Genomic DNA, 23,196 nt, shown 5'->3' on the forward strand with positions numbered 1-23,196 from the left:
CACGCCATGTGTGGAATCGTCGGATACATCGGTCACCGGCAAGCTGTTCCCGTGCTGCTCGAGGGCCTGCATCGGCTCGAGTACCGCGGCTACGACTCGGCCGGGTTGGCGCTGCCGCATCGAGGGAAGGCGCGCGTCTGCAAGACCCAGGGGCGGGTGCAGGATCTTCGCGACAAGGCCGACACCACCGCCCTGTGCGGCACCGTCGGGATCGCGCACACCCGCTGGGCCACCCACGGCGAGCCCAGTGATGCTAACGCACACCCGCACACCGATGTCAGCGGGCGAATCGCGGTGGTACACAACGGCATCGTCGAGAACGCCGAACAGCTGAGGGCCGAGCTCACCGCACTCGGCATCGACCTGGTCTCCGATACCGATACCGAGGTGATCGCCCACCTCGTCGCCCGTGAACTCGAGGACTCCGAATCGCTCGAGGACGCCGTTCGACTCGCGCTGCACCGGGTCCGGGGCACCTACGGACTGCTGGTGCTCGACGCGCGCCGCCCGACCGAACTGGTGGTGGCCCGCAACGGCAGCCCCATCGTGCTCGGCGTCGGCGACGGCGAGATGTTCGTGGCCTCCGATGTCGCCGCCCTTGTCCACCACACCCAGCGCGTGGTGTTCCTCGACGACGGCGAGCTCGCCACGGTCCGCGACGGCGAATTCCGCACCAGCACACTGGGAGTCGAGTCCGAGCAGACCGACAAGATCCCGACCACCATCGACATGGTGGCCGAGGACTACGCGCTCGGCGGGTTCCCCGACTTCATGCGCAAGGAAATGGCCGAGCAGGGCGAGGCGGTCCGCAGAGCACTCCGTGGCCGCCTCGACGACCGCTTCGCCACCGCCCATCTCGGCGGGTTGAACATGGACGCGCGTGAACTACGCAGCATCAGCAAGGTTGTTTTCCTCGGTTGCGGCTCGGCCTATTACGCCGGTCAGCTCGGCGCCCAGCTGATCGAAGAACTGGCTCGCATCCCGGCCACCGCGGAGCCCGCTTCGGAGTTCCGCTACCGCAATCCGGTCGTGGACCCCGACGCGCTCTATGTCGCGATCAGCCAATCCGGCGAAACCCTCGATACTCTCGCCGCGGTGCAGGAGCTTCAGCGCAAGGGCGGCCGCGTGATCGGTGCCGTCAACGCGGTGGGCAGCGCGATCGCACGCCAGTGCGGGGCAGGTGTGTTCCTGCACGCGGGCCCGGAGATCTCCGTCGCCTCGACCAAGGCGTTGACCAACATGACCGTGTCGTTCACGATGCTGGCCCTGTTGCTCGGCCGGGTACGCGACCTCTCGGCAGCCGACGGCAACCGGATCGTCGACGGGCTGCGCGCCCTGCCCGACGCCATCGACCAGGTCCTCACCGACGAAGACGACATCGCCGAGATCGCCCACCGATACGCCAAGGCCCGCAGCATGTTCTTCATCGGCCGGGTTCGAGCGTGGCCGGTCGCCCGCGAAGGCGCGCAGAAGCTCAAGGAGGTCTCCTATGTGCATGCCGAGGCCTATCAGGCCTCCGAGCTCAAACACGGTCCGCTCGCGCTGATCGACCCGGAGATGCCGAGCGTGGTGATCGTCCCCGACGACGAACTGCTCGCCAAGAACATCAGCACCATCGAACAGATCAAGGCCCGTGGCGGGCCGGTGATCGCCGTCACGAACGCGGACCTGCCGCCGAATGTGGCCGACGAGGTGATCCGGGTCCCCAAGGTCGCACCGGAATTGGACCCCATGCTGCTGACGATCCCGCTCCAGCTGCTGGCCTACCACACAGCGCTGGCCCTCGGTCGCGATGTCGACAAGCCACGCAACCTGGCCAAGAGCGTCACCGTGGAATAGAAACTGCCGTAGCCGACCGTGCGGCTGGCAGGATCGAGGTATGAACTCCGCGAACCTGACCCGCTCCGAGACCGCCGCGCGATCGGCGGCGGTCACCGTCCGCGACTACCGCGTCGACCTCGACCTGTCGGAGGCCACGGACCAGACCCGGGCCGGGTTCGCCACGACGACGACCGTCGTGTTCGATGCCACTGTCGAACAGACGTGGCTCGACTTCATCGGCCTCGCGGTGGAGTCGGTGACGGTGAACGGTGCGGAGGTGGCGGTCGAGTACGACGGGGCTCGGCTCACCGTCGGTGGGTTGACCGAGACCAATGTCGTCGTCGTTCGTGGCACCGGCGCCTACAGTCGTTCGGGTGAGGGACTGCACCGGTTCCTCGATCCGGTCGACGGCCTGACCTACCTCTACACCCAGTACGAGCCCGCGGACGCGCGTCGCGTTTTCGCGTGCTTCGAACAGCCGGATATGAAGGCGCCGTTCACGTTCGGGGTGACGGCCCCGGCCGACTGGCAGGTGGTGTCGAATCGGCCGTACGCGGCGATCCAGAACAACGGTCTGATTCAGAACGTCGTGTTCTCCCCCACGCTGCCGATCTCGACCTATATCACCGCGGTAGCGGCCGGGCCGTACCATCGTGTCGAATCCTTGTGGACGCGAGGCGAACTCACGATTCCGCTCGGAATCTACTGCCGCGCCTCGCTGGCCCGCTATCTGGACGCGGACACGATCTTCGAGGTGACGAAGCAGGGACTGGACTTCTTCGGCGAACACTTCGACTACCCGTACCCGTGGGGCAAGTACGACCAGGTGTTCGTACCCGAGTACAACCTGGGCGCCATGGAGAACCCCGGGCTGGTCACGTTCACCGAGGCCTATGTGTTCCGTGGTGCGGCCACCGCCGCGCAGTACGAGGGCAGGGCGAACACGATCCTGCACGAGATGGCGCACATGTGGTTCGGCGATCTGGTCACGATGGTGTGGTGGGACGACCTGTGGCTCAAGGAGTCCTTCGCCGACTACATGGGCGCGCTCGCGAGCTCCGAGGCCACCGAGTGGACCGACGCCTGGGTGGCGTTCGCGAACCGTCGCAAGGCCTGGGCGTACTCGCAGGATCAGCTACCGACCACGCATCCGATCGTCGCCGACATCACCGATCTCGAGGCCGCCAAGCTCAATTTCGACGGCATCACCTACGCCAAGGGCGCCAGCGTGCTCAAGCAGTTGGTGGCCTATGTCGGCCGGGAGGAATTCTTCTCGGGTGTGCGCCGATATTTCCGGACGCACGCTTTCGGCAATACGACCCTCGACGATCTTCTGACCGAATTGTCGGCGGATTCCGGCCGCGACCTGGCGGGCTGGGCGCGGGCCTGGTTGCAGACGACAGGGGTCTCCACCCTGACCCTCGACGAGGGTGAGATCCTGCAAACCGATCCGCGTCCGCACCGACTCGCTGTCGGGCTCTACGACTTCGATGCCGACGGCGACTTGGTGATACGCGACCGCGTGGAGCTCGACCTCGTCGACGAACGCACGCCGGTTGCCCTCGCATCCGCTCCGCTGCGCCTGCTCAACGACGGCGATCTCACCTATGCGAAGGTTCGTCTGGATACGGCTTCGCTTGCGACCGTGGAGGGTTCGCTGAATCGGGTGACCGACCCGCTGGCGCGCGGGCTGATCTGGTCGGCGCTGTGGAACGCTACCCGCGACGGGGAACTCGGCGCCGAGCGCTACCTGTCCATGGCTCGCGATTTCGCGCCCACCGAACCGAACATGGCGCTGCTCACCGCTGTCCTGGCGAACGCGTCTTTCACGATCGGCCATTATCTGCCCGAGTCGACGCGGGATCGGTGGCGTGGCGAGTGGCTCGAATCCTGCTGGGCCACACTCCATTCGTCAGCACCGGGTTCCGGCGCGCAACTGGCGTGGGCGCGTGCGACCGCGGCTGCTGCCACAGTCGACGGGCGCCGTGCCGCCGACATTCGGGCGATGCTGCTCGACCGGGCGCCACAAGGTCTGGCGCTGGATCCGGATCTGCGCTGGGCGCTGTGGACGGCGTTGGCCGCCACCGGAGGGGCGAAGGTCGCCGAACTCGACGCCGAACTCGAACAAGACAACACAGCATCGGGACGAACCGCCCACCTGCGCACGCTCGCGGCGCGACCGGAACCGGAGGTCAAAGCCTCGGCATGGGATTCAGCGCTGAGCGATACCAGCCTGACCAACGATCATCTCGATGCCGTCATCGAGGGATTCCGGGCCGGGCAACGCCGTGATCTGACAGCGCGCTACGACGACGAGTATTTCGCGGCGTTGCGCGCGGTGTGGGATCAGCGCAGCATCGAGATCGCCCGCCGCATCGTGGTCGGGCTCTTTCCCGCGGCTGATTCGCTCGACGGGGTCGACCGGTGGCTCGCGACGAACGCGGACGCACCGGGGGCGTTGCGCCGCTTGATCATCGAACAGCGCGACCACCTCGCCCGGGACTTGCGCGTGCGCGCCGTGAATTGATCCTTCCCATTTCACGGCGAGTTAAACATCGAAACCGAAATTATCACTCTGTCAAGACCTGTCGACCGATAACGGTTTAATAACCACCGAGATGGTGAACCCTTCATTCATGACCTACTCACGTAATCGGACACCGAGTACGCCGAGCATGGATCTGACCAGCACCACCATCATGTTGGCCACCTGCGTGTTCTTCCTCTTCGGCCTGACCGCACTCACCGGATCGCTACCCGCCGCGATCTTCGGCGCCGTCAGCCTGGCCGCGGGAATGATGATGACCTCCAGGATGCTAGGCCTTTAGCTCACCTCCCCGCCGAACCGAAGCACACTCGAAGGCCAGGAGCTGATCTGCATGTCCAAGACCACCGACCGCATCACCTACGAGCACGCGGAGCCCTTGTTCGTGCACTTGTCGCTGACCGATCCCCGCAGCCCCGAACACGACGCCCTGCGGGACCGGATCATCGAGGTCTGCCTACCCCTGGCCGAGCACATCGCTCGCAAGTACGCCAACCGTGGCGAGATCTTCGACGACCTGCTCCAGACCGCGCGCCTCGGCATGGTCATGGCGGTCGACCGCTACGACGTGACCACCGGATCACCCTTCCTCGGCTTCGCGGTGCCCACCATCATGGGTGAGGTACGCCGCCACTTCCGCGACCACATCTGGCCGCTGCACGTTCCGCGTCGCGAGAAGGAACTCCAGGGCAAGGTCCGGGCCGCGACCGAGGAGATGAGCCGTCGTCTCCAGCGCTCGCCCACCGCCCACGAACTCGCCACCGAACTCGATGTGCCGGTCACCGACATCGCTCGCACCCTGGTGGCAGCCAACGCGTTCCAGACCCGCAGCCTCGACACTCCCGCACGCGACAACGACGGCGATCCCAGCATGACCGTCGCCGACACCTTCGGCGCCGACGATCCCCACTACCGTCTCGCCGAGGACACGATCACCGTCGCACCGCTGCTGGCGCAGCTGCCGCCCGAAGACCGGCAATTGTTGATCTGGCGGTTCTACGACACGCTGTCCCAAGCCGAGATCGCCGAACGACTCGGCGTCTCCCAGATGAGCGTGTCCCGCAAACTCACCAGGCTGCTGGGCAATCTGCGTGCCGAAGCCGCCGACGAGCAACCGGTACCCGCCTGAACTTCGGCCCGCCCGCGCCGTGTCGGGGCGGTAACGGTGCGTGCTTCCACCGGCACCGTCCATTGACTCTGCGTCTACCGGGCTGCACTGTTGATGAAACAGAATCTCGCGCATGTCGTGGCGGCGCCACCTGGTCGGCGCTGTTCACATGGTTCAACAGTGTGGTGCTCGCCGGTGGGAAGGGTGCGATGACGATGCGCGGTCGACGGAATAGACGTGATCGAGAAATTCGTGAAGTACGAGAAATCCGGGCCAGCCCGGCCCACCAGACCGCCAAGTTCTTGTTGTCGGTGCTGATGCTGGCCTGGTTCGGGTCCGGGCTCGTGGCCGCGATGCAGCGAGACTATTTCACGAACACCCCGGTCAATTGCGGCGATCTGGGCACGATCGGCCTCACGGTGCTCGCGGGCCCGCTCAACTACCTCGGCATGAACCCGAGGGTCACCGAGTGCCAGTTGCCGGAGCCGAGCCCATGAACACGCCACCGCGTCTCAGATGAGTTCGGCGAGTTGGTCGCGGTCGGTGGCGTCGAGTTTGATGCAGGCGCGGTAGATGTGACCCTCGACGGTGCGGACCGAGACGCAGAGGCGTTCGGCGATCGCGCGATTGGACAGTCCGCGTCCGATGAGGGCGGCGATCTCGCGTTCGCGTTCGGTGATCGGCAGGGGGCGCGCGGCCGCGGTGATGGCGGGCGTGCCCGCACCGTCGCAGCGGGCGGCCAGGGCCGTGGCACGGGCGGCGGCCTGGGCGCTGGGTCGGCGCTGTCCGGCATGGTCGTGGATCGGCACCGTCTGCGCCTCGGCATCGGCAGCGGATAACAGCAGGCCCGCGGACTCGAACTCGCGGCTGACCGCGGCGAGCGCGCACGGATCGGCATCGGCGAGGGCCGCGGCGTGGCGGGCGTAGATCGCCGCGACCGGGCCCTGTACGCGATCAGCGACGGTGGCGAGCCGGGCGGCGAGGGTGCGGTCACCGAATCGGGTGGCGTGATGGAGTGCTTCGGCTTCCAGCGCGTACTGACCGGCGCTGTGGGCCAGGTCGGCGGCTTTGCGGGCCAGATCGACCGCAGCGTGCGCGTTGTGTTCGGCGGCGGCCAGCCAGGCGCGCGCGATGATCCGCTGTGGCTCGTGCAGGGCCATGTGTGGCCCGCTGTGCTCGTCGGCATCGTCGAGGACCCGTTCGGCTTGGTCGACCTCACCCAAGGCCGCGTAGGCGCGAGCCAGCAGCAGCCGCGCCGGCAGTTTCCACGGCAGCGAGGATTCGGCGTTGAGCGCGGCCAGCGACTGCTCGAAGGCGGCGATCGCTTCGCGGAACCGACCGCGGTAGGTGGCGACGACGCCGTCGGCGATTCGCGCGATCGCCCAGCCGACGAATTGGCCGGCCGAGGAGAACTCGCGATATTCGGTGGCGCGCCGCTCGGCGAGATCGAGGTCGCCGATGGTGGTCAGGGCGAGGACGTCGCCGTAGCGGACCATCACCCGGATGATCCCGTCGGTGGACTTCTGCTGCGCTCGGCTGCGTGCCGCGATCGGCGCGAAGTCGGCGCCGCGTCCGGCCACCGGCAGCGCCAGACCCAGGGCGAATGCGGCGAAATCGACGGCCTGCCGCGGCGAGTCGGGGTCGGCGATCACCCGCTCGGCTGCCTCGATGCCCGCGGCGAGGTGGTTTTCGTGCACCGCCATCGCCGCCGCCGCGGCATCCACGGTCAGGCGCAGTGCCGGATGCTCGACGCGGGCGCGCAGCATCTCGACCAGGTCGCGGGCATGTTCGACATCGCCCAGCGACCAGAATCGCAGGCTGGCCCGCACCACACCCCACTGGACCAGTTGCAGCGGATCGAGCCGGTCGGGATCGAAGCGGGCCAGGATCTCGTCGGCGTGCTGTGGCCTGCCCTGCCACAGCAGCGCACGGGAGAGTAGTTCGGCCGCGCGCAGCCCGCCGCCCCGCTCGCAGGCGGCGCGCGCGAGTCGCTCGCCCAGTGGCAGATTGGCCAGTGACACCGCGTCCTTGGCCGCGTCGATCAACAGGACGATGTCGATCGGCCGGTCGCTGTCGACGCACAGCCGCGCCAGCCGGATGCGATGTGCCGGTGTGCTGAGGTCCCGATCCTGCAGCGTCTCGACGAGGCTTCCGCGCCGGGCGCGCGCGGCGGCGGTGCCGACCCGGCAGCGCACCACTTCACCGAGCAGCGGATGGCTGAACCGGACGTCGGCGACACCGTTGTGGCTCGTGACCCGGATCAGGCCGGTGACCTCGGCGGCGTCCACGGCGTCGGCGCCGACGAGCTCGCTGAGGATGTCGATGTCGAGCGGCTCGTGCACGGCCAGCGTCTCCAGCACGTCGAGCACGGGCGCGCCGGCCCTGCTCAACCGCTCGTCGAGCAGCTCGACCAGACCCGAGGGCACCGCGGTGGGCCCGCGCAATTGCCAGACGCCGTTGACGTCGGTCAGGGTGCTCGCCTCGACCCCGCCCTCGACCATATTGCGCAGGAACAGCGGGTTGCCACCGGAGGATTCCCACATCACGTCGGCGCTGAGCCCCTCCAGGGTCCCGCCGAGTACGGTCTCGACGAGGTCGGTGCACTGGGATTTGGTGAACGGCGCCAGCTCGATTCGCTCGAGGTAGCCGTCCTTCCACAGTGAGGTGACCGCGTCGGGCAGCGGTTCCCCGGTACGGACGGTGGCGATGATGCGGGCTCGGTGGTCGACCGCGATCTGGTGCACCAGCGTCGCCGAGAGGACATCGAGCAGGTGCGCGTCGTCGACGCCGATCACCGTGTCGGGTTGGGCGAGCACGTTTTCCCTGGCCGAGTGCAGCAGCGCGAGCGGGTCACGCGACGCAGACGCGGCGATCCAGGGCGCGAACGCACCGAGCGGAATGGCTTGCGAGGACGCCGTGCAGGCCACCCAGCGCACCGGGTCGGACAGCACCGCGGTGACCAGCCGGGCCAGCGTGGTCTTGCCGACGCCCGCGGCGCCGACCAGGATCACACCACCGGTGTCGGGGTCGGCCAATGCCCTACGGACGGCGTCGTATTCGGTGGGGCGATCGAGCAGCTGCCAGAGTCCGCCCATGCATGAAAAGTGTAGTTGTCCTGCGGCGACGTCACAACGAATCGACCCGGCGACACGGTTGGCGCGCCGGTGGTCCGGCGCGGCGGGCGGGCGCGCCGGACGTGCGAGCGGCATGGGGGTCATGGCGGGAGCTCGGTGGCGTCGCGCGGCTCGACGCGTGGCGCGTTGTTCACGTCGTGGCGGTAGTTGCTCGACGCCTCGTACACCCGCTTCTTGAGCCGGTTGATCGATCCGAGCGGCCGGTGCGCGTCCAGGCCACGCCAGGAGTTGAACGAGAGCACGTCGTCGCCGTAGGCCCGCCGCTGCGGGGTGTACGGATCCTGCACATCGAAACGGATGGTCGCGATGGTGCGGTGTGGCGACTCGTCCTCCGGCCACGGCACGGTCGCGTCCTCGATCGGCATGGTCGCCGCATCCGTGCACAGTTGCGCGCGCAGTTCGTAGGTGGCGCTGTGCCCGGCGAAGAAGTCGACGATCAGGTCCTGGTGCGCGTTGACGCCGGCATCCGGGTCGACCGGTTGTCCTTGCAGCGCGACGACTTCCGAAGACACCGGGACATAGAGCAGCTTGGCCACGTAATCCCCGTATCGAAGGGGCGCAGAGGTGAAGAAGGTCTCGCCGAGAATGTGGGTATTGGGTGCGACGAAGACACCGAGATTCGGTGGCACGCTACGCCCGATCCGGCGCAGGACGTGGGTGTTCAGCGCGGCGACGAGGTCGCTCCCCGCACGCAGGGCCAGGTCGGGCAGCCGGGCCAGCGCCCAGGCGGTCGGCATGCCCTTGGTGAGGTAGGCGTGCGCGTCGGCGAAGAGGAATTCCCGATGGGTGACCATGATGAAGTCCTGGGTGATCGCCTCGTCGTCGGGCATCGCGCGCGGCCCGTGGATGCCGAGCACCTTGATCCCGAGTCCGCGGACGCCGCGCAGTTGATCGCTGCGGATCACCCCGGACGTGCTCGACAACCTCGCGATCACCGGATAGGTGGCCGGGGTGGCGAACATGCCCTGCGCCAGTTCGGGGGCCAGGCCCGCGGGCACCGTCAGTTCGCCGCGCAGGATGCCGTGACTCTTGGCGTGCGCGTCACGCAAGCCACGCTTGTACTTACGGTAGGCGCGTTCGTTGTTGTGGCGCAGCACCGCGATGATCTTGTCGATGTCGCGTTCTTCGTCGAGGCGCGGTTTTTCCAGGTCGTCGCGGTAGCGCAGGTAGCTCATCGCGGACTCCTCCACGGGGCGAACGGATTCGCGACGCCGTCGAGCGCGGGCGCCAGGGTCGGGAAATGCCGCAGCAGCACGCTGCGCATCGTGGTGTCGCGCACCCAGGCCATGCCCGCCTCGGTGTAGATCTCGGGCCGGAAGTCGGTGGTGAAGAACCGGTCGGCCGACAGCCGCCTCGACGCCATCAGCACGAATACGCGAAAGGCGGTGTCGCTGAAGCCGAAACCGGGCGGCTTGGGTTCGGCGTAGAGGCCGATCATCAGATCGACGTCGTCCACGCCGCCGTAGACCCCTTCGAGTTCACGCGCCCACCGCGGATCGTCGGTGAGCTCGTCGAACGAGGTGATCGGCGGCAGCCGCAGTTGGCGGCGGAATTCGTTGTAGCGCGGCACTCCGCGCTCGCGGACCCGCAGGATGTCCACGGTAGCGAGATCGAGCAGCGGCTGGCCGGGGCGCTCGAGCTGCTGTAGGTGTGCGGGGTAGTTGTGCAGCGTCAACGCGCCGGGGTTGGCTCGGCCGAAGGAGTAGAGCAGGGTGTCCATAGGCATCTCGGCGAGGCGTTGGCGGATGTGTGCGACGCCGAGTTCGGAAAGCGGATGCTCGGCCAGCACGGTGTCGTCGCCGAGGCTGCGGACGACGAGTTCATCGGGAATCAGTGGATGCATGCGGTACACCGCGACGAACTCCTCGGTGAGCGAGTACGGCACGCCGCTGTCGTCACGCTCGGAACCCGGTATGCCACAGAGCACTTCGTTGCCGATGAGATCGCCGAAGCGACGCGATACCCGCTCCCCCAGTACGCCGAACCAGTTGGCGCGCATGGCGGCGACGGTGGTGGGATGGGCGATCACCGCCGGTGTCCAGTCGACGGTGTGGATCTTCGCGATCAGCGCGGAATTGACCAGTCGCGCGGTGTCGTAGAGCTGCTGGTCGTCCATGTCGGGGTAGCGCCGGGACAGGCGGGCACAGATCGCGTTGTGTTCGCGCAGGAACAGCGAGTGCAGCAGCGCGAGGCCGACCCACGCGTTGGCCGCCTCCGGCTCGAGCGCCACCAGCCGTTCGGCATCCAGTGGCGGCAGTCCCAGTTCGTCGATCACGAGCTGGCCGTGCTTGCCCGAGCGCAGAGATGCGGCGAATTCTGCGGTGCTGCCATAGATCTGGGAGGCGTCCCACCAGTGGGTCTCGCCGGTGACGTAGGTCGGCGGGTCGGCCGGATCGGGGGCGGCCACTTTCGCCGTTCGCGGGATGGTCATCGGGGGGTGAGGCCACTGATCGTCGTCGTCCAGGGTGACGGTGAAGGGGTCGCGTTCGGCAGGCTCGTGCACGAACCAGTCGTGCACCTCGAACTGGATCCAGGCCGCCGCCAGCAGATTCAGGGTGGTGGCGGGCTGGAATCGCTCGCGCGTGAGCAATTGCCTGCTGACCGTGCGCGGGTTGGGTTCCATGATCCGCGACGGCCCCTCGGGATAGGTGTGATCCAGCGGGAAATTGCGACCGAAGCGGCAACCGATCGACCCCGCGCGGGGGTCGTCGGGGCTGTTGTAGGTGCCGTCGACGGTGCGCGCGCGCTGGTGCTCGCCGGTGACATCCGGCGGCAGGGGCCCGGCCGGGTGCGGGCCGGTGTCGAAGAGGTTGCGCGACCGCAGTCGGCTGCGCAGGCCGACCAATACGGCCAAGCCCAACGGGGTCGGCAACCGGAACCAGCCGACGCGGCGGTCCAGCGCCTCGGCGGCGGCGACCAGTGCGCGGGTGACCAGGGTCTGCTGCTGTGGGTCGACCATCGAGAAACCTCCACGGGATGGCGCCTGCTCGGCGCCTACCGGACCGATCGATTCCAGTCTCCGGCACCTGGTCAGAGCTGTCACGAGTAGTCGACTACGCGCGGACCCGAGCGGGCCGCGCATCGTCGCCGATGCGGGGCTGCCGCCGTCGATGGTCGTCCAGCGACTCGGACGCCCGACCTGATCGGGTAGCGCACTACGCGCGCGCCGCGGCCGGTCGATGGGCGAATCTGGGTTCCAGGGCGCTCGCGCACCGCGGGCGGTACCCGTCACTGCGACCGGAAGGGGGCTCGGGTGATCACACCGATCGAAATCAAAGTGAATCTCGACGGAAATGTCGCGGGCGCACTGCAACGCCTCCGATGTAGCGACACCGGCGCGGCCTACCGCGACATCTGGTTCGCCGAGCCGCTGCACCCCGGTTCCATGAGCGCGCCGACCCTGCTGTCGAGCCGCATCGTCATCCGGTTGCGCAGCGGCGACGAAGACGATCTCACCGTCAAGCTGCGCCCGTGCCTGCGATCCCAGTTGGCGGGTCGCTGGGCGGCGCCCTTCACCGAGCCCGGCGTCCGATACCGCATCGAAAGCGATTGGTCCGGCGACCGGCGGATGCTGTCGGCCTCGGCGATCAGCCCCCGGTCCCCCGGTTCCCTACGCACCGCCGTGGCCCGAGGTATCGATGTCACCGACACGCTGACCTCGGCCCAGCGGCAGTTCCTGGTGAGCTGCACACCTCCCGGCATCGCGGTCGATCATCTGTGCGCGATGGGCCCGGTCGCTTCGGCACGGTGGACCGGGGTGCCGGTGGGAAATCTGCGAGCCGACGTGGAACGGTGGACTGCCGCCGGTCTCGATCTGGTCGAACTATCGCTGACAGTTGTGCCCCGACAGGGCGATTCGCCTGTCGATCTACATCTGCGCGCGGTCGACGCCCAGCGCGAACTCGAAGCCGCTCTGCACGCGCTCGGGCTGACGATCGCGACGGGCGATACCAAAACCGAGCAGGTGCTCACCGCACTGGCGGCAGCACGTAGGCCCGGGTAGCACTCTCGGCAGGGGTCGATGGCGGGGTCCTGGTCGACTTCGTCGGCGACGCGGACCCGCCCTGCGACTGTCACGGGCCCGGATGGTCCGAATCGACCACGCTGTCGATTCCGGCTCGGCATCCGACGGCCCCCATGACACTGCCATCGCGGCTGTTCAATTGGCGATGATGAAGTTGAACAGCACTCTGATATTGCTGTTCCAGCCGACGTGATACCGCACCGTCATGGTGCCGTCGGCGTGCGGAACCACGTTCATGACCTGGGTGGTGGCCGGCCCGAGAAACGGGGTGTTGTCGGTATCGATCTCGGTGAGGCTGACCGAGACCTGGCTGTCGGCGCGCACGTCGGCGCTCGGGAATCCGAATACCCAGGCACCCGTTCCATGGGTGCGCAGAATCTTCTGAGCCCAGAAGATCGAGGTGATATTCGTCTGGCCGATCGCCCGCACAGCTGCCTCTTCGGCACCGTGGCCGGTTTTCGCCGACTCGAACCTTTCCTCTTCGGTATCGGCGCTCGCTGCCACGACCGCGTCCTCCGTATCCATCTCCAACATTTCGTTGCCTTTCTCAGCGAAAACACTGTGTGGAGCTATCCTCGCGCGCGATCACGTCCGCGCGAACGCGTAATCCACTACGCGAATACGCGCGGGTCCGGTGCCGACAATTTCGCATTCGAGTAGTCCGCCACGCTATCGAGTTCCGAACAAGCCGCAGCAGGATCAAGGGGTAAGGAAGTGAGCGCTCACCTCGGGCGATCATCATCTCTGGATGGAGGAACGGCAGTGAGCGGATATTCTGTGCATATCGGATTGAACCGGGTCGATCCCGCCGCCTACGGCGGCTGGGACGGCGCACTCGCCGGCTGCGTGAACGACGCGAATTCCATGGCAGCGTTGGCCGCCGCGCAGGGATTCACCACGTCGACAACATTGCTCGACAGCGCGGCAACCTCCTTCGCGATCATCGGCGAAATCGGCCAGCTGGCACACAAAGCCCGACCCGGCGACCTCGTTCTCATCACCTATTCGGGTCACGGCGGCCAGACCTGGGATGTCGACGGCGAGGAGGACGACAGTCAGGACGAGACCTGGGTGGCCTTCGATCGCCAGATCGTCGACGACGAGCTGTATCAGATGTGGCGGCAGTTCGCGGCGGGTGTGCGCGTGGTCGTGTGCTCCGACAGCTGCCACAGCGGATCGGTGGTCCGTGACGTATTCACCCGCGACGCACGGGCAGCGATCATCGACGTGGCCGAACGCGCCGCCGCCGACGATCCTGCCGGACTCACCGTTGTCGCGGGCAGCGCCAAGGCGATGCCGCGCGAGGTCCAGACCGAGGACAACAAGCGGCGCAGGCAGTTGTACTCGTTCGTCCAGCGCCTGAGCGGTCCGCAGGCACGGGCCGATATCCGGGCGAGCGTGCTGCTGCTCGCCGGCTGCCAGGATTCTCAGCTGTCCTATGACGGACCGGTCAACGGGCAGTTCACGGGCTCGCTGCTCGAGGTCTGGGGCAACGGCGCCTTCACCGCCGGGTATTCCCAGTTCCACCGGCAGATCATGAATATCATGCCGCCCGACCAGGTTCCGAACCTGTTCACGATCAACGCGGGCGCCGATCTCCTCGACCAGCGCCCGTTCACGCCATAACCAGTGAGGGTGGCGGGGTGTGAATTGCCTTGTCGCTCAGGCGGACAGCACGTGTCCGATCGTGGCGGCCACCGCGGCATGGGCGAGGTATTCGGCGATGTCGTGCGCCCGTTCCTTGGGGTTCTCGACCGGGAGGTCACGCAGATCCGGACCCCAGGCCTGACGCAGCGGGCAACCGATGGCGATCGGGTCACCGGCGTACCAGGTGTTGAGCCATTCGCCGACCCGTTCGGGCCTGCTCGCGCCGCCACCGAGCAGCTTGCGGTACACCCCGTCCAACCCGAGCGGGCTACCTGCTGTCACCAGCAGGCGCACGTTCAGTTCGCGGGGCAACTGGGTGAGCAGATCCATCGCGACCACGGTGCCGAGACTGTGGCTGACCAGGATCAGTTCGCCCTCGGTGGGCGTATCGGTGAGCACCGTGTCGAGCACACTCTTGCGGACCCGTTCGTTGTCGAGATAGGCGGCGACGTCTTTGAAGATGGCGCCGATGAGCGCGGAGTCGAGGCCGCTGCGGGCGGCGATCCAGCTGAGTTGGTCACGCAGCCGCCCCAGAACCACCGCACCGAATCCGCCGAAGAGCTCCCGCGCCTGCGGGTCGGCGGGCACTTCGTCGACGTTCGGCATCCCCGCACGGTGCGCCGCCTCGGCGACCAGGTCCTCGTACAGTGCCGGACCTGCGGCGACGGCCTCGCGGGTGTCCATGCTCTCGACGAGCTGGTCACCATAGAAGGGAAAGTAGACGTCGACAGGGTCGATGGGGCTCAGACCGGCGAGGGTGAGTCCCTTGTTCAAGCCGGCTGTCCAGTTGCGGCGCAGCTCGACCGGGTCGCGACCCTGTTGTCCGCGCCCATGCAGGAACAGCACGCTGCGGCGACCGCCGAACGCGGTCGACTTGCCACGCAGTCCGCGCACCAGGCTCTCGTCGGCCGAGATCGGTTGCGGCACCAGCATTGTCGCCGCTTCACGCGGTGGGATCGCCGCGAGCCCGAGTTCGTCGAGCAGGGCGCGCTGTGCCGGATCGAACTGGCGCGATCCCAGATCATGGAGCAGCACGCTCACCCGCGCGCCCTCGTTGGCGATCCAGTCGATCGCGTCGTCGCCGTCTCCGGACTGCCACAGCTTGCCGTCCTTGCGCAGCACCCGGCCTTTGTCGTCCTTCTTCGGCACTCCGGCGTGGTGCAGCGCGACGATCTCCCACTGGTCGTTGAACACCGGCGAGCCCGAATTCCCCGGCTCGGTATCGGAGGCGTAGTGCAGGAAGTCGTCGAGTTGCAGGTCGAGGCGGTTGTGCCGGATCGAGATTTCCTTGAGCCGCCCCGAGGGATGCCCGACGACGTTCATCGCCTCACCGATCACGATCTTGCCCGGCTTGGCGATCAACGGGTTCCAGCCGAACGTCGTACCGGGTGCGGCGCCGTCGGGTCCCGGTGCCACCCGGACCACGGTGTAGTCGAGGTGTTTGTCGGTGACGAAGAAGTCGGCGGGTGCGAGCCGGAAGCGCGTCGTCGGTCCGGGAACATTGTCGATGTCGGCCTCGGCGCGGAACTCGATCACGACCGATTCGGCCGCTCCCGGCGTTGGCAGCACGTGATTGTTGGTGAGCAGCAGTTGTGGTGACACCAACGAACCGGTGCCCATCGGAACCTCCCGCCCGTTGTCGGCCAACGAGATTCGCGCCACCGCCGCGGCGGCTCTGGCACCGCGGGTCAGGAAGTTCACGGCCTGTAGCTCGTTGGCGAAGCCGATGACCCGCTCGAGCGAGCGGATGCTGCCGACCGGCTCCTGCCTGCCCAGTTCGATCACCGCCTGCGCGGGAACCTCACCGGTGACGAGCAGGCGGTCGGCCCGGGCGAGAATCTGTTCCTCGGTGTCGACGACATCGGACTCGCTCACCTCACGGCGGCGGGTCACCTCGTCGCGTTCGGCCTCGGTGTCGTCGAATCGCCGCGATGCGGCGTCCATCTGTTCGTGCCATGCGGCGGTGCGTGCTTCACTCTCGGTATCCATGGGTCACCTCGCCCGGAGAAATGTGCTGGGGTATTCAGCGTGGGCGCGGGCGCGGTGTCGGGCACGAGTAGTGGACCACTCGACTTCACCGAGCGGGGTACCTGCGCCGATGTCACGGGTAGATCGCGTGGGCGGCGTTCACATCGCCGGCCGAGAGCACGGAGCGCTGGCCCATCGTCACACCGGGCGGCAGGGGAACGCGCGCGAGGATCGTCGGCTGCCCGGTGGTGCTGAACGCCGTCGCGGGGTAATGCATGATCGAGCCGAAGTCGTACCGGCCGACGTCGTCGCCGTCGCTGATGTGCTGGTCGAAGTTGTGCCGGTGGGCCGGATCGACCCGGTCCAGCCGCACCGCGACGAAATTGCCGCGGTCCTCCCTGCTCTGTTCGTGCCAGAGTCCGAGCGCGTGCCCCATTTCGTGAACCACGGTGCCCACCGGTGCGCTGACGGCGAGTTCGATCGTCTGGCGTCCACCCTGCCGCCCCACCAGCGACCGACTCGACATGCTCGGGACGAATCGCACGAAGTCGCCATGGGCGCCGGTGCGCGGGACGAATCGGATCCTGGTGCGCGAGTTCCACTGCGCGATCGCGTCGAAAACTCGCTGTGGGCCGGGCAGAGCAGGGTCGACCTCGAAGGGGACCACGGCATTCGGCCAGCGGAATACCGAGCCGGAGATCACCACGCCCTCCTGTCGACGGCGGGCATCGATCTCCTCGACGGTGCCGAGCACGACGTCGCCTTCGAAGATCGCGAGATCGTCGACCTCCGCGTAGCGCAGTTCGCGCACGCCGTGCTCGACGCTGCCGATCAATGCCGATCCCGCCTCTGGGCCGGAATGGAATTCGCCGGTGTCGGTGGCCGACGTAGCAGTGTCGTCGATGATCATGGGACTCGCGCTTCCTGTGTCGGGTTCGACGACGGGGAAATCCGTCGCCCCTCTCTTGGAAGCGTGGGCCGAAAGACACCCCCGCACGCGAGTAGCGGGCTACCCGATCACGCGCACCGTCATCGAGTCGGCACCGGCCACTGACTACGCTGACGGCAGCCACCGTACGAGTCTGACGGGGCACGTGCGCCGACCCGCGAGGAGAACTACCCATGTGGCCGTCCGATTGGCCCTCGTCAGCCCGCGCGATCGCGACCGCCATCGAGGCCGCCGTCACCGCGGCGAAGGCGGCCGACGAATCCGGGTTCCGTGCGACCACCGCGGACCTGTCCGAACTCCCCGCCGACCAGGTCACCTCGGTGCTGGCCGCGATCGTCAGAGAGCTGCTCGAGACCGCGCATCCGGACGGTCTCACCGGTGACGATGTACGTGCCGTGCTGGAAGCAGTGGTCCGGCGATCGGCTCCGTGGCTGTCCGGACTCGATGCCACCGCGGTCGTCAGCGCGCTCACCGGGGCGCTCGGGGTCGACGAGTCCGCGGAAACCGACCGCGCTTGGACGAACCCCCAACCCGCCGCGGTATTGCTGATCGAATACCTCGCCGATCTGGCCCGCACCTCACCGCAGCAATCCATTCAGCGCGCCATCAACGAGATCGCCAGAGCCGAGACAGTCGAAATGCCTTGATGGGCCCGTGAGTTCAGCGGCCCGCGGCGGTAAGCCGGTAGTCGGCTTCGAGCAGCATCCATCCGCTCAGCTGCACCGACAGGTCGCGGCTCAGATTCGCCGACGATGCGGCGGAGGTGTCGGCGAGCTGGAGGAAGACTCCCGGATGGTCCGGGACCACGACCGGACGGTTCCAGTCGGTACCGAACAGCGGCAGACCGTCGACCTCGGCGCGATGTGCCCAGGCCGCCTGGGCGGAGGCGTGCACGATATTCGCGGCGGTCGTGTTCCCCAGCGCCAGTGCGGTTTCGGCGAGATAGCGCGCGAGAATTCCCATGAAGAGCCCGGAGTCGTTGCCGGCGGACGCGGCGATCACTCCGGTGTCGGTGAGCCGGTGCTCGACTGCGGTCACGAGTGCCGCCGCACGGTCGCGGTGCCCCGATTCGCCGGTGCGCAAAGCCAATTCGGTTTCCAGCCCGATGGTTACGCCCTGGCAGTAGGTGTGGACGGTGCGATCCACCTGGCCGCCGGGCTCGTGGACACCATCGTGGATCAGGCCACTGTCGGTGTCACGCAGTCGAAAGTTCAGGAAATCGGCGAGTTCACCGGCGCGGGAAATATCGCCGAGGCGAGCCATCGCGAGACCGGTCGGACCGATCGCCGCGGTGTTGTAGAAATCGTCGCCGGACCGCCATGGCACCGCACCCACGTCGGGGTTCCATCCATCGTTCAAAGCGCCCCGCAGATCGCCTATCGCGTCGTCGAACCGAATATCGAGTAGTCGATCGGCCCGTTCGAGCGTCAGCGCCAGCCACGCCATATCGTCGTAATACCGATTGGTCCATCCGGTGACGTTGCGGGTTCGGATTCCCCGTGCGAGTGCGACCACCCGATCGACGCGGTCGGGGGTAGGTGCGCGGTGGGTGGCATCCACCGCGCAGTCGAGCAGATGCGCCTGCCACCAGTAGCACCATCGCCCGAATGCCCGTTCCGCCAGATCAGCCGGCCACACCAGCGCACCCAACCGGCGCTGCGGCAGCCCCCAGAGCGAGCGCACATGTCGCGCCACGATCGCCTGTTCCGCCAGATCCGCCCGCTCCCCCGCACCGAGGTCGCGGGAACGGCCCCGGATGATCGTCCCCGCCGGTGTCGGCGGCGCCACCGCCGCCAGCGCGATCGCCGCCCCCGCCGCATACAGCACACTGCGCCGACTGAACTCGTGGTTGCGGCGATGCATCCGCTCGGGCTCCTCCTCGTGGACATCGGCGTCGGCGCCGAATCTCCAGGATCCCGTGTCGGGATTGCCAGAGCCTGAACTGCTCCGGTGAGCCGCGGAAACGTTTACGCAACCACCAGCCGAACCTGCCCGAGCCACCACCCGCCCGGCGGTTCCCGGGCTAGGGCTCGCCGGTCTCGGTCCCCGGGGAATACGGCGAGCTGAAGCCGGAAATCCACTCGAACGATGTCGCACCCGGTTCGGCGACCCGGTCGGCAGCCCCGGCGAACGGAGCGTTGTTCTGCGTCAATCGGACGATGGCGCGTTCGAGTGCGGGCAGGATCTCGGTGATCGCGATATCTCCGTGCGCGAAACGTCCCAACAGGGCATAGACCATGTTGGTCAGCACGAGGGCGAGATCGGCGGCGTAGTCCTCGTCGAGACTGGCGAACATCGTGCCGACGGCGGGCAACACCGCGGCGAAACCCTGGGCGTCGAGTCGCTGCCCGCCTGGACCGGAACGAGCATGCGAGTAGGCGGCCAGCATCCGGGGGTGGCGCTCCCACGGTTCGAACACGTAGCGCGTCACCCGTATCAGCACATCGGCGAGCGATTCGCCGACTCGCGGCGGGTCGAGTTCGGTGTAGGTGTTGGTGGCCATCCAGTGGGCGACCGCCGTGAGAACGAGTTCGTCGCGGGTGGGGTACAGCTTGTAGACCGTGGTCAGCGATACCTGCGCGAGGCGGGCCACCCGGCGCAGCTGAACCGCGTCGTAACCTTCCGATTCGAGCAGCGACAGGGTGGTTTCGGTGATTTTGCGCGCGGGATCACCTTCGCCCTTTCTGGCCACCATGTCACAGTAGTCCATCCACTTGTCCTGCCACCGAGGCGATCCGCCCTCAGATGCGGGTGCCCACATCCTCGGCGACGAGATTGTCCATGGCCCGCTCCGCGACCGCCGCGATGGTCATCGACGGGTCGCATGCGGCGGCGCTGCTCGGCAGCAGCGCACCGTCGAGAACGTAGAGAACCTGGCTGGTCGTGGACGCGCCGTTCAGATCGCACACCGAGCCCAAGCTCGCTCCACCGAGCGGATGCCAGGTCGGGGAAACAGCGCGTTGGGGTCGAGAAACATCCCGCTCGCTGTTGCCACGGCAATCAGCATCCAGCGGCGGGAATGTTCCTCACACTCAGATCCTTGTTCAGTCGATACTGCAGCCGGAGACCGGCTTGTCCGCAAGGCGATCGAGAAGATAGGTGAACGCGTTGTCGGGACCGAAACCGTCGATGATCTCCGGACCGAAATGGTTCGGGATGGTGGTTCCGGGCAGGATCGGCGGCAGGTCGTTCGTGCGGAAGGTGACTGTGGCGCCGTTGCCGCACCAGTCTTCGGCGAGGCGGCGGGCCTGCCCATAGGGGACGGTGTCGTCGTTGAGACCACTGGTGATGAGGACCGGGGTGGCCGGGGTGGAGTTGCCGATGCGTAGTTCCGCGAGAACCGGGGCGGCTTCGGGCATTTCCCTGAGATGCTCGGTCAGTGAGCGACCGTCGTTGGTCAGCGAGTTGGTCTTCAGGAAGGGGTAGGTGGTGATCAAGTCGACGATGCAGGCATTGCTCAACGTATCGAGCATCGCGCGCCCGCTCGGGCTCATGACCTTGTCCACCGCACGCTGCAGTTCGGGGTAGCGCGCGAGCATGCCGTTGACAGCGAACCCGATCGCACCGCCGATCAGCGCGCCATCGATCTTTTCCAGGATCGCGGGCAGGTCGGCCACCGGCCCACCGGCCCAGGTGCCCTTGAGGTTCAGTTCCGGCGCGTAGCTGGGCTGCATCTCCGCGGCGGCCGCGGTAGCGCCACCGCCCTGGGAGTAGCCCCAGAGCACCACCGGTGTCTCCGGTCCGACCCCGCCCAGGTTGTTGGCCGCCCGAACTCCGTCGAGAATCGCGTGTCCGCTCTCGAACCGATTGGCGTAGGTGTGAATGCCGGGTGTGCCCAAGCCGACGTAATCGGTCACCAGCACTCGCGCGCCCAGGCCGCTCCACACCACCGACGACGGCAGCTCCTGGTTCGCCGAGAGCCCCAACGGCTCGGTGGACACCGTCATCCCTGTCGAGAACGCCATCGACATCGCGCAACGGTCGCCCTGACCCGAGGTGCCGGGCCCGATGACCACCGTCGGCCGTGGGCCGGATCCGCGCCATTGGCCGGTCGGTTCGATGTAGGTCCCGCTCACGGCGACAGGGGACCCGTCCTGCAGTTTCGTCGTGTACATCACGTGCTGCGCCCGGCCCGGCCATCCCTGCTCGGTCGGGGGAGTCATGACCAGGGTCATCGGCGCGGTTTTGATGATCGCGCCCGGTTCCTGCGGGATCTGGGCCGGCGGTGTGTAGAACGAGTTCATCGGCTCGGCCGAGACCTCCCCCGCATCCGTCACCACACCGGCCACCGCCGTAGCGCAGGCCAAGACCAACACCGCGACGATGCGCCCGGCCTGCGGCCGCATCCGTCGAAGATCCTGTCGCTTCATCGAGAACCTCTCAGTCGACACCACTGACGGCATCGTCGCCGCAGTGACTCAGGTCGCCGGAGAATCAGATCATGATGCCTGTCACACCAGCGCCGACAGAGAGTAACATTGTTACTGTGAGACGCTTCAACCGAGGGTTCCACGGTCGATGGCTCGCTTGAGGACCTTGCCCGTGGCACCCTTCGGAAGGCTGTCGACGAACTGGATCACGCGCGGGATCTTGTACGCGGAGAGCCGTTCTCGCGCCCACACCGACACGTGCGCGGCATCGAGCACCGATTCCTGGCGGCGCACGACGACGGCGGCGACCTCTTCGCCGTAGTAATCGTCCGGGACACCGATCACGGCCACCTCGACGATATCGGGATGCGCGAACAGGATCTCCTCGACCTCGCTCGGATAGACGTTGTACCCGCCGCGAATGATCAGGTCCTTGGCCCGGTCGACGATGCGCAGGTCACCGTCGGCGTCGACGGCGCCCAGGTCCCCGGTGCGCAACCAGCCCTCGTGATCGAGAACGTCGGCGGTGTCCGACGGTCGCTCCCAGTAACCTTTCATCACCGTCGCGCCGCGGAGGAATATCTCGCCGATGGTCGACGGCGGGCACGGGCGGCCCGCCTCGTCACGGACCTCGATCCGGGTGAATGGTGTCGCGCCGCCGACGTAGCCGACCTTCGCACCCCGCTCGATGTCGGTGAAGGTGCCCATCGCCGTGGTTTCGGTGAGCCCGTACCCCTCGAGCAGGGTGCAGCCGAAGCGCGCCTGGAATTCCCTGGTCACCGCGGCGGGCAATGACGCGCCGCCGGAGACGGCGATCCGCAGGTGGGCGAAGTCGGCGGAATCGGCGTCGCCCGCGGTGTGCAGCATCGCGTTCCACATGGTCGGTACGCCGACCATGACGGTGAGCCGATCGCGGCGCAACATCGCCGTCATCGCCTGCGCGTCGAATCGGGAGAGCAACGACAGCGACCCACCGGCGGTGAAGGTTGTCATCATCACCGAGGCCTGGCCGAAGACATGGAACAGCGGCAGCGCTGTGCCCGTGCGGTCCGACCGCGTCGAACGGCTGCACGCGACGCCGATCTCACCCGCGGACAACAGATTCGACACGGTCAGTTGCGCGCCCTTGGGACGACCGGTGGTACCCGAGGTGTAGAGGATCGCCGCGGTGTCGTCGGGGTCACGGTCACGAACCTCCGTCGACGCGAGACCCGCGTCCGCGCCGGGGCGTAGATTCCAGACGGGCACACCGCGCGCCTGTGCCGCCGACGAGGCGGCGGGACCGAGTGCGTGCCAGGCGATGACGAGCGCGCAGCCCGCGTCGTCGAGGACGTAATCGACTTCGTGCCGGGTCGACATCGTGTTGATCGGTACCACCACGGCACCGGCCACCTGAATCCCCAGGTAGGCGACGACGAATTCGGGCACCGACGGTGCGACGAGCAGCACGCGATCACCGACCCGCAGCCCCGAAGCGACCAGCGCCGCAGCGTAATTGATACTCCTCGAACGCAATTGGTGATAGGTCCACGCGGCGAAGTCGCCGGGGCCGGAGCTTTCGCCGCGAACGGCCACCGTGTCGGGGTGGGTATCGGCATGTCGGCGGACGGGATCGAAAAGATTTGCCATG

At 67.3% G+C, this 23,196-nt stretch carries 18 protein-coding genes and 1 pseudogene; 8 read left to right on the forward strand and 11 right to left on the reverse strand.

Annotated features, from left to right (window positions below):
• The first annotated feature begins 6 nt into the window (after nucleotides 1-6).
• The 5 genes from glmS to ASD42_RS35745 all read left to right on the forward strand — a co-directional run bounded on the left by glmS (nucleotide 7) and on the right by ASD42_RS35745 (nucleotide 5,971).
• On the forward strand, nucleotides 7-1,839 hold the full coding sequence (gene glmS, locus ASD42_RS22905) for a glutamine--fructose-6-phosphate transaminase (isomerizing) (protein ID WP_056820160.1): 1,833 nt from the start codon (nucleotides 7-9) through the stop codon (nucleotides 1,837-1,839).
• 40 nt (nucleotides 1,840-1,879) lie between these two features.
• Nucleotides 1,880-4,348, forward strand: a complete 2,469-nt coding sequence (pepN, locus tag ASD42_RS22910) for an aminopeptidase N (protein WP_056820163.1) — start codon at nucleotides 1,880-1,882, stop codon at nucleotides 4,346-4,348.
• Between the two features lie 109 nt (nucleotides 4,349-4,457).
• Nucleotides 4,458-4,649 (forward strand): hypothetical protein, encoded by a 192-nt coding sequence (locus tag ASD42_RS34510; protein WP_156677543.1) that lies wholly within the window; start codon nucleotides 4,458-4,460, stop codon nucleotides 4,647-4,649.
• A 51-nt stretch (nucleotides 4,650-4,700) separates the two neighbouring features.
• Nucleotides 4,701-5,495: a SigB/SigF/SigG family RNA polymerase sigma factor gene (locus ASD42_RS22915; protein ID WP_056820165.1), complete on the forward strand. Its 795-nt coding sequence runs from the start codon at nucleotides 4,701-4,703 to the stop codon at nucleotides 5,493-5,495.
• A gap of 188 nt (nucleotides 5,496-5,683) precedes the next feature.
• Nucleotides 5,684-5,971, forward strand: a complete 288-nt coding sequence (locus ASD42_RS35745) for a hypothetical protein (protein WP_245661343.1) — start codon at nucleotides 5,684-5,686, stop codon at nucleotides 5,969-5,971.
• A gap of 15 nt (nucleotides 5,972-5,986) precedes the next feature.
• Here the strand turns inward: ASD42_RS35745 and ASD42_RS22925 are convergent, their stop codons facing one another.
• From ASD42_RS22925 to ASD42_RS22935, 3 genes are all read right to left on the reverse strand, one after another.
• Complete coding sequence (locus ASD42_RS22925) at nucleotides 5,987-8,569, reverse strand: helix-turn-helix transcriptional regulator (RefSeq protein ID WP_056820168.1); 2,583 nt, start codon at nucleotides 8,567-8,569, stop codon at nucleotides 5,987-5,989.
• A gap of 119 nt (nucleotides 8,570-8,688) precedes the next feature.
• The gene (locus ASD42_RS22930) at nucleotides 8,689-9,783 is read right to left on the reverse strand and encodes a catalase family protein (protein ID WP_056820503.1); all 1,095 of its coding nucleotides are present in this window, start codon (nucleotides 9,781-9,783) and stop codon (nucleotides 8,689-8,691) included.
• A complete protein-coding gene (locus ASD42_RS22935; RefSeq protein WP_056820170.1) occupies nucleotides 9,780-11,567 on the reverse strand; it encodes a peroxidase family protein in 1,788 nt (595 codons plus the stop codon). Before ASD42_RS22935 ends, ASD42_RS22930 begins: the two co-directional genes overlap by 4 nt.
• 294 nt (nucleotides 11,568-11,861) lie before the next feature.
• On the opposite strand from ASD42_RS22935, the gene ASD42_RS22940 reads away from it, so the two are divergent.
• A complete protein-coding gene (locus tag ASD42_RS22940) occupies nucleotides 11,862-12,611 on the forward strand; it encodes a hypothetical protein (protein ID WP_056820173.1) in 750 nt (249 codons plus the stop codon).
• Between the two features lie 156 nt (nucleotides 12,612-12,767).
• On the opposite strand, the gene ASD42_RS22945 is transcribed toward ASD42_RS22940, so the two are convergent.
• The gene (locus tag ASD42_RS22945; protein ID WP_056820176.1) at nucleotides 12,768-13,166 is read right to left on the reverse strand and encodes a hypothetical protein; all 399 of its coding nucleotides are present in this window, start codon (nucleotides 13,164-13,166) and stop codon (nucleotides 12,768-12,770) included.
• A 228-nt stretch (nucleotides 13,167-13,394) separates the two neighbouring features.
• Between ASD42_RS22945 and ASD42_RS22950 the strand changes: the two genes are divergently transcribed.
• Entirely contained in the window at nucleotides 13,395-14,258 is an 864-nt protein-coding gene (locus tag ASD42_RS22950) for a caspase family protein (protein WP_056820179.1), read from the forward strand.
• Nucleotides 14,259-14,294: 36 nt separating this feature from the next.
• On the opposite strand, the gene ASD42_RS22955 is transcribed toward ASD42_RS22950, so the two are convergent.
• Together ASD42_RS22955 and legP are read right to left on the reverse strand one after the other, a co-directional pair.
• Nucleotides 14,295-16,268, reverse strand: a complete 1,974-nt coding sequence (locus ASD42_RS22955; RefSeq protein WP_056820182.1) for a trypsin-like serine peptidase — start codon at nucleotides 16,266-16,268, stop codon at nucleotides 14,295-14,297.
• Between the two features lie 112 nt (nucleotides 16,269-16,380).
• Nucleotides 16,381-17,157, reverse strand: a complete 777-nt coding sequence (gene legP / locus ASD42_RS22960; protein WP_056820184.1) for a Dot/Icm T4SS effector Zinc-dependent metalloprotease LegP — start codon at nucleotides 17,155-17,157, stop codon at nucleotides 16,381-16,383.
• 212 nt (nucleotides 17,158-17,369) lie between these two features.
• Here legP and ASD42_RS22965 point away from each other — a divergent pair, with 212 nt between their 5' ends.
• Nucleotides 17,370-17,843: a hypothetical protein gene (locus ASD42_RS22965; protein ID WP_056820187.1), complete on the forward strand. Its 474-nt coding sequence runs from the start codon at nucleotides 17,370-17,372 to the stop codon at nucleotides 17,841-17,843.
• A 13-nt stretch (nucleotides 17,844-17,856) separates the two neighbouring features.
• Here the strand turns inward: ASD42_RS22965 and ASD42_RS22970 are convergent, their stop codons facing one another.
• The 5 genes and pseudogenes from ASD42_RS22970 to ASD42_RS22985 form a co-directional block, all read right to left on the reverse strand.
• Entirely contained in the window at nucleotides 17,857-19,059 is a 1,203-nt protein-coding gene (locus tag ASD42_RS22970) for a glycoside hydrolase family 76 protein (protein ID WP_082843666.1), read from the reverse strand.
• A gap of 160 nt (nucleotides 19,060-19,219) precedes the next feature.
• Entirely contained in the window at nucleotides 19,220-19,906 is a 687-nt protein-coding gene (locus ASD42_RS22975; RefSeq protein ID WP_063893703.1) for a TetR family transcriptional regulator, read from the reverse strand.
• A 31-nt stretch (nucleotides 19,907-19,937) separates the two neighbouring features.
• Nucleotides 19,938-20,164, reverse strand: a pseudogene (locus ASD42_RS33950) (GMC oxidoreductase); the annotation flags it as partial.
• Between the two features lie 76 nt (nucleotides 20,165-20,240).
• On the reverse strand, nucleotides 20,241-21,566 hold the full coding sequence (locus ASD42_RS22980; RefSeq protein WP_084787248.1) for a lipase family protein: 1,326 nt from the start codon (nucleotides 21,564-21,566) through the stop codon (nucleotides 20,241-20,243).
• Between the two features lie 126 nt (nucleotides 21,567-21,692).
• The gene (locus tag ASD42_RS22985; RefSeq protein ID WP_056820193.1) at nucleotides 21,693-23,195 is read right to left on the reverse strand and encodes a class I adenylate-forming enzyme family protein; all 1,503 of its coding nucleotides are present in this window, start codon (nucleotides 23,193-23,195) and stop codon (nucleotides 21,693-21,695) included.
• Nucleotide 23,196: the final 1 nt, after the last annotated feature.

Origin of the sequence: Nocardia sp. Root136, from assembly GCF_001427185.1 — a bacterium.
In the GTDB taxonomy this organism is placed as follows: domain Bacteria; phylum Actinomycetota; class Actinomycetes; order Mycobacteriales; family Mycobacteriaceae; genus Nocardia; species Nocardia salmonicida.

What these genes read in the sequence shown, in the direction of transcription:
- ASD42_RS22985 (WP_056820193.1), bottom strand. Translation starts at nt 23,195, where the DNA reads ATGGCAAATCTTTTCGATCCCGTCCGCCGACATGCCGATACCCACCCC.
- ASD42_RS34510 (WP_156677543.1), top strand. Translation starts at nt 4,458, where the DNA reads ATGACCTACTCACGTAATCGGACACCGAGTACGCCGAGCATGGATCTG.
- legP (WP_056820184.1), bottom strand. Translation starts at nt 17,157, where the DNA reads ATGATCATCGACGACACTGCTACGTCGGCCACCGACACCGGCGAATTC.
- ASD42_RS22915 (WP_056820165.1), top strand. Translation starts at nt 4,701, where the DNA reads ATGTCCAAGACCACCGACCGCATCACCTACGAGCACGCGGAGCCCTTG.
- ASD42_RS22955 (WP_056820182.1), bottom strand. Translation starts at nt 16,268, where the DNA reads ATGGATACCGAGAGTGAAGCACGCACCGCCGCATGGCACGAACAGATG.
- ASD42_RS22965 (WP_056820187.1), top strand. Translation starts at nt 17,370, where the DNA reads ATGTGGCCGTCCGATTGGCCCTCGTCAGCCCGCGCGATCGCGACCGCC.
- ASD42_RS22970 (WP_082843666.1), bottom strand. Translation starts at nt 19,059, where the DNA reads ATGCATCGCCGCAACCACGAGTTCAGTCGGCGCAGTGTGCTGTATGCG.
- ASD42_RS22925 (WP_056820168.1), bottom strand. Translation starts at nt 8,569, where the DNA reads ATGGGCGGACTCTGGCAGCTGCTCGATCGCCCCACCGAATACGACGCC.
- ASD42_RS22980 (WP_084787248.1), bottom strand. Translation starts at nt 21,566, where the DNA reads ATGAAGCGACAGGATCTTCGACGGATGCGGCCGCAGGCCGGGCGCATC.
- ASD42_RS22975 (WP_063893703.1), bottom strand. Translation starts at nt 19,906, where the DNA reads ATGGACTACTGTGACATGGTGGCCAGAAAGGGCGAAGGTGATCCCGCG.
- ASD42_RS22935 (WP_056820170.1), bottom strand. Translation starts at nt 11,567, where the DNA reads ATGGTCGACCCACAGCAGCAGACCCTGGTCACCCGCGCACTGGTCGCC.
- ASD42_RS35745 (WP_245661343.1), top strand. Translation starts at nt 5,684, where the DNA reads ATGACGATGCGCGGTCGACGGAATAGACGTGATCGAGAAATTCGTGAA.
- glmS (WP_056820160.1), top strand. Translation starts at nt 7, where the DNA reads ATGTGTGGAATCGTCGGATACATCGGTCACCGGCAAGCTGTTCCCGTG.
- pepN (WP_056820163.1), top strand. Translation starts at nt 1,880, where the DNA reads ATGAACTCCGCGAACCTGACCCGCTCCGAGACCGCCGCGCGATCGGCG.
- ASD42_RS22945 (WP_056820176.1), bottom strand. Translation starts at nt 13,166, where the DNA reads ATGTTGGAGATGGATACGGAGGACGCGGTCGTGGCAGCGAGCGCCGAT.
- ASD42_RS22930 (WP_056820503.1), bottom strand. Translation starts at nt 9,783, where the DNA reads ATGAGCTACCTGCGCTACCGCGACGACCTGGAAAAACCGCGCCTCGAC.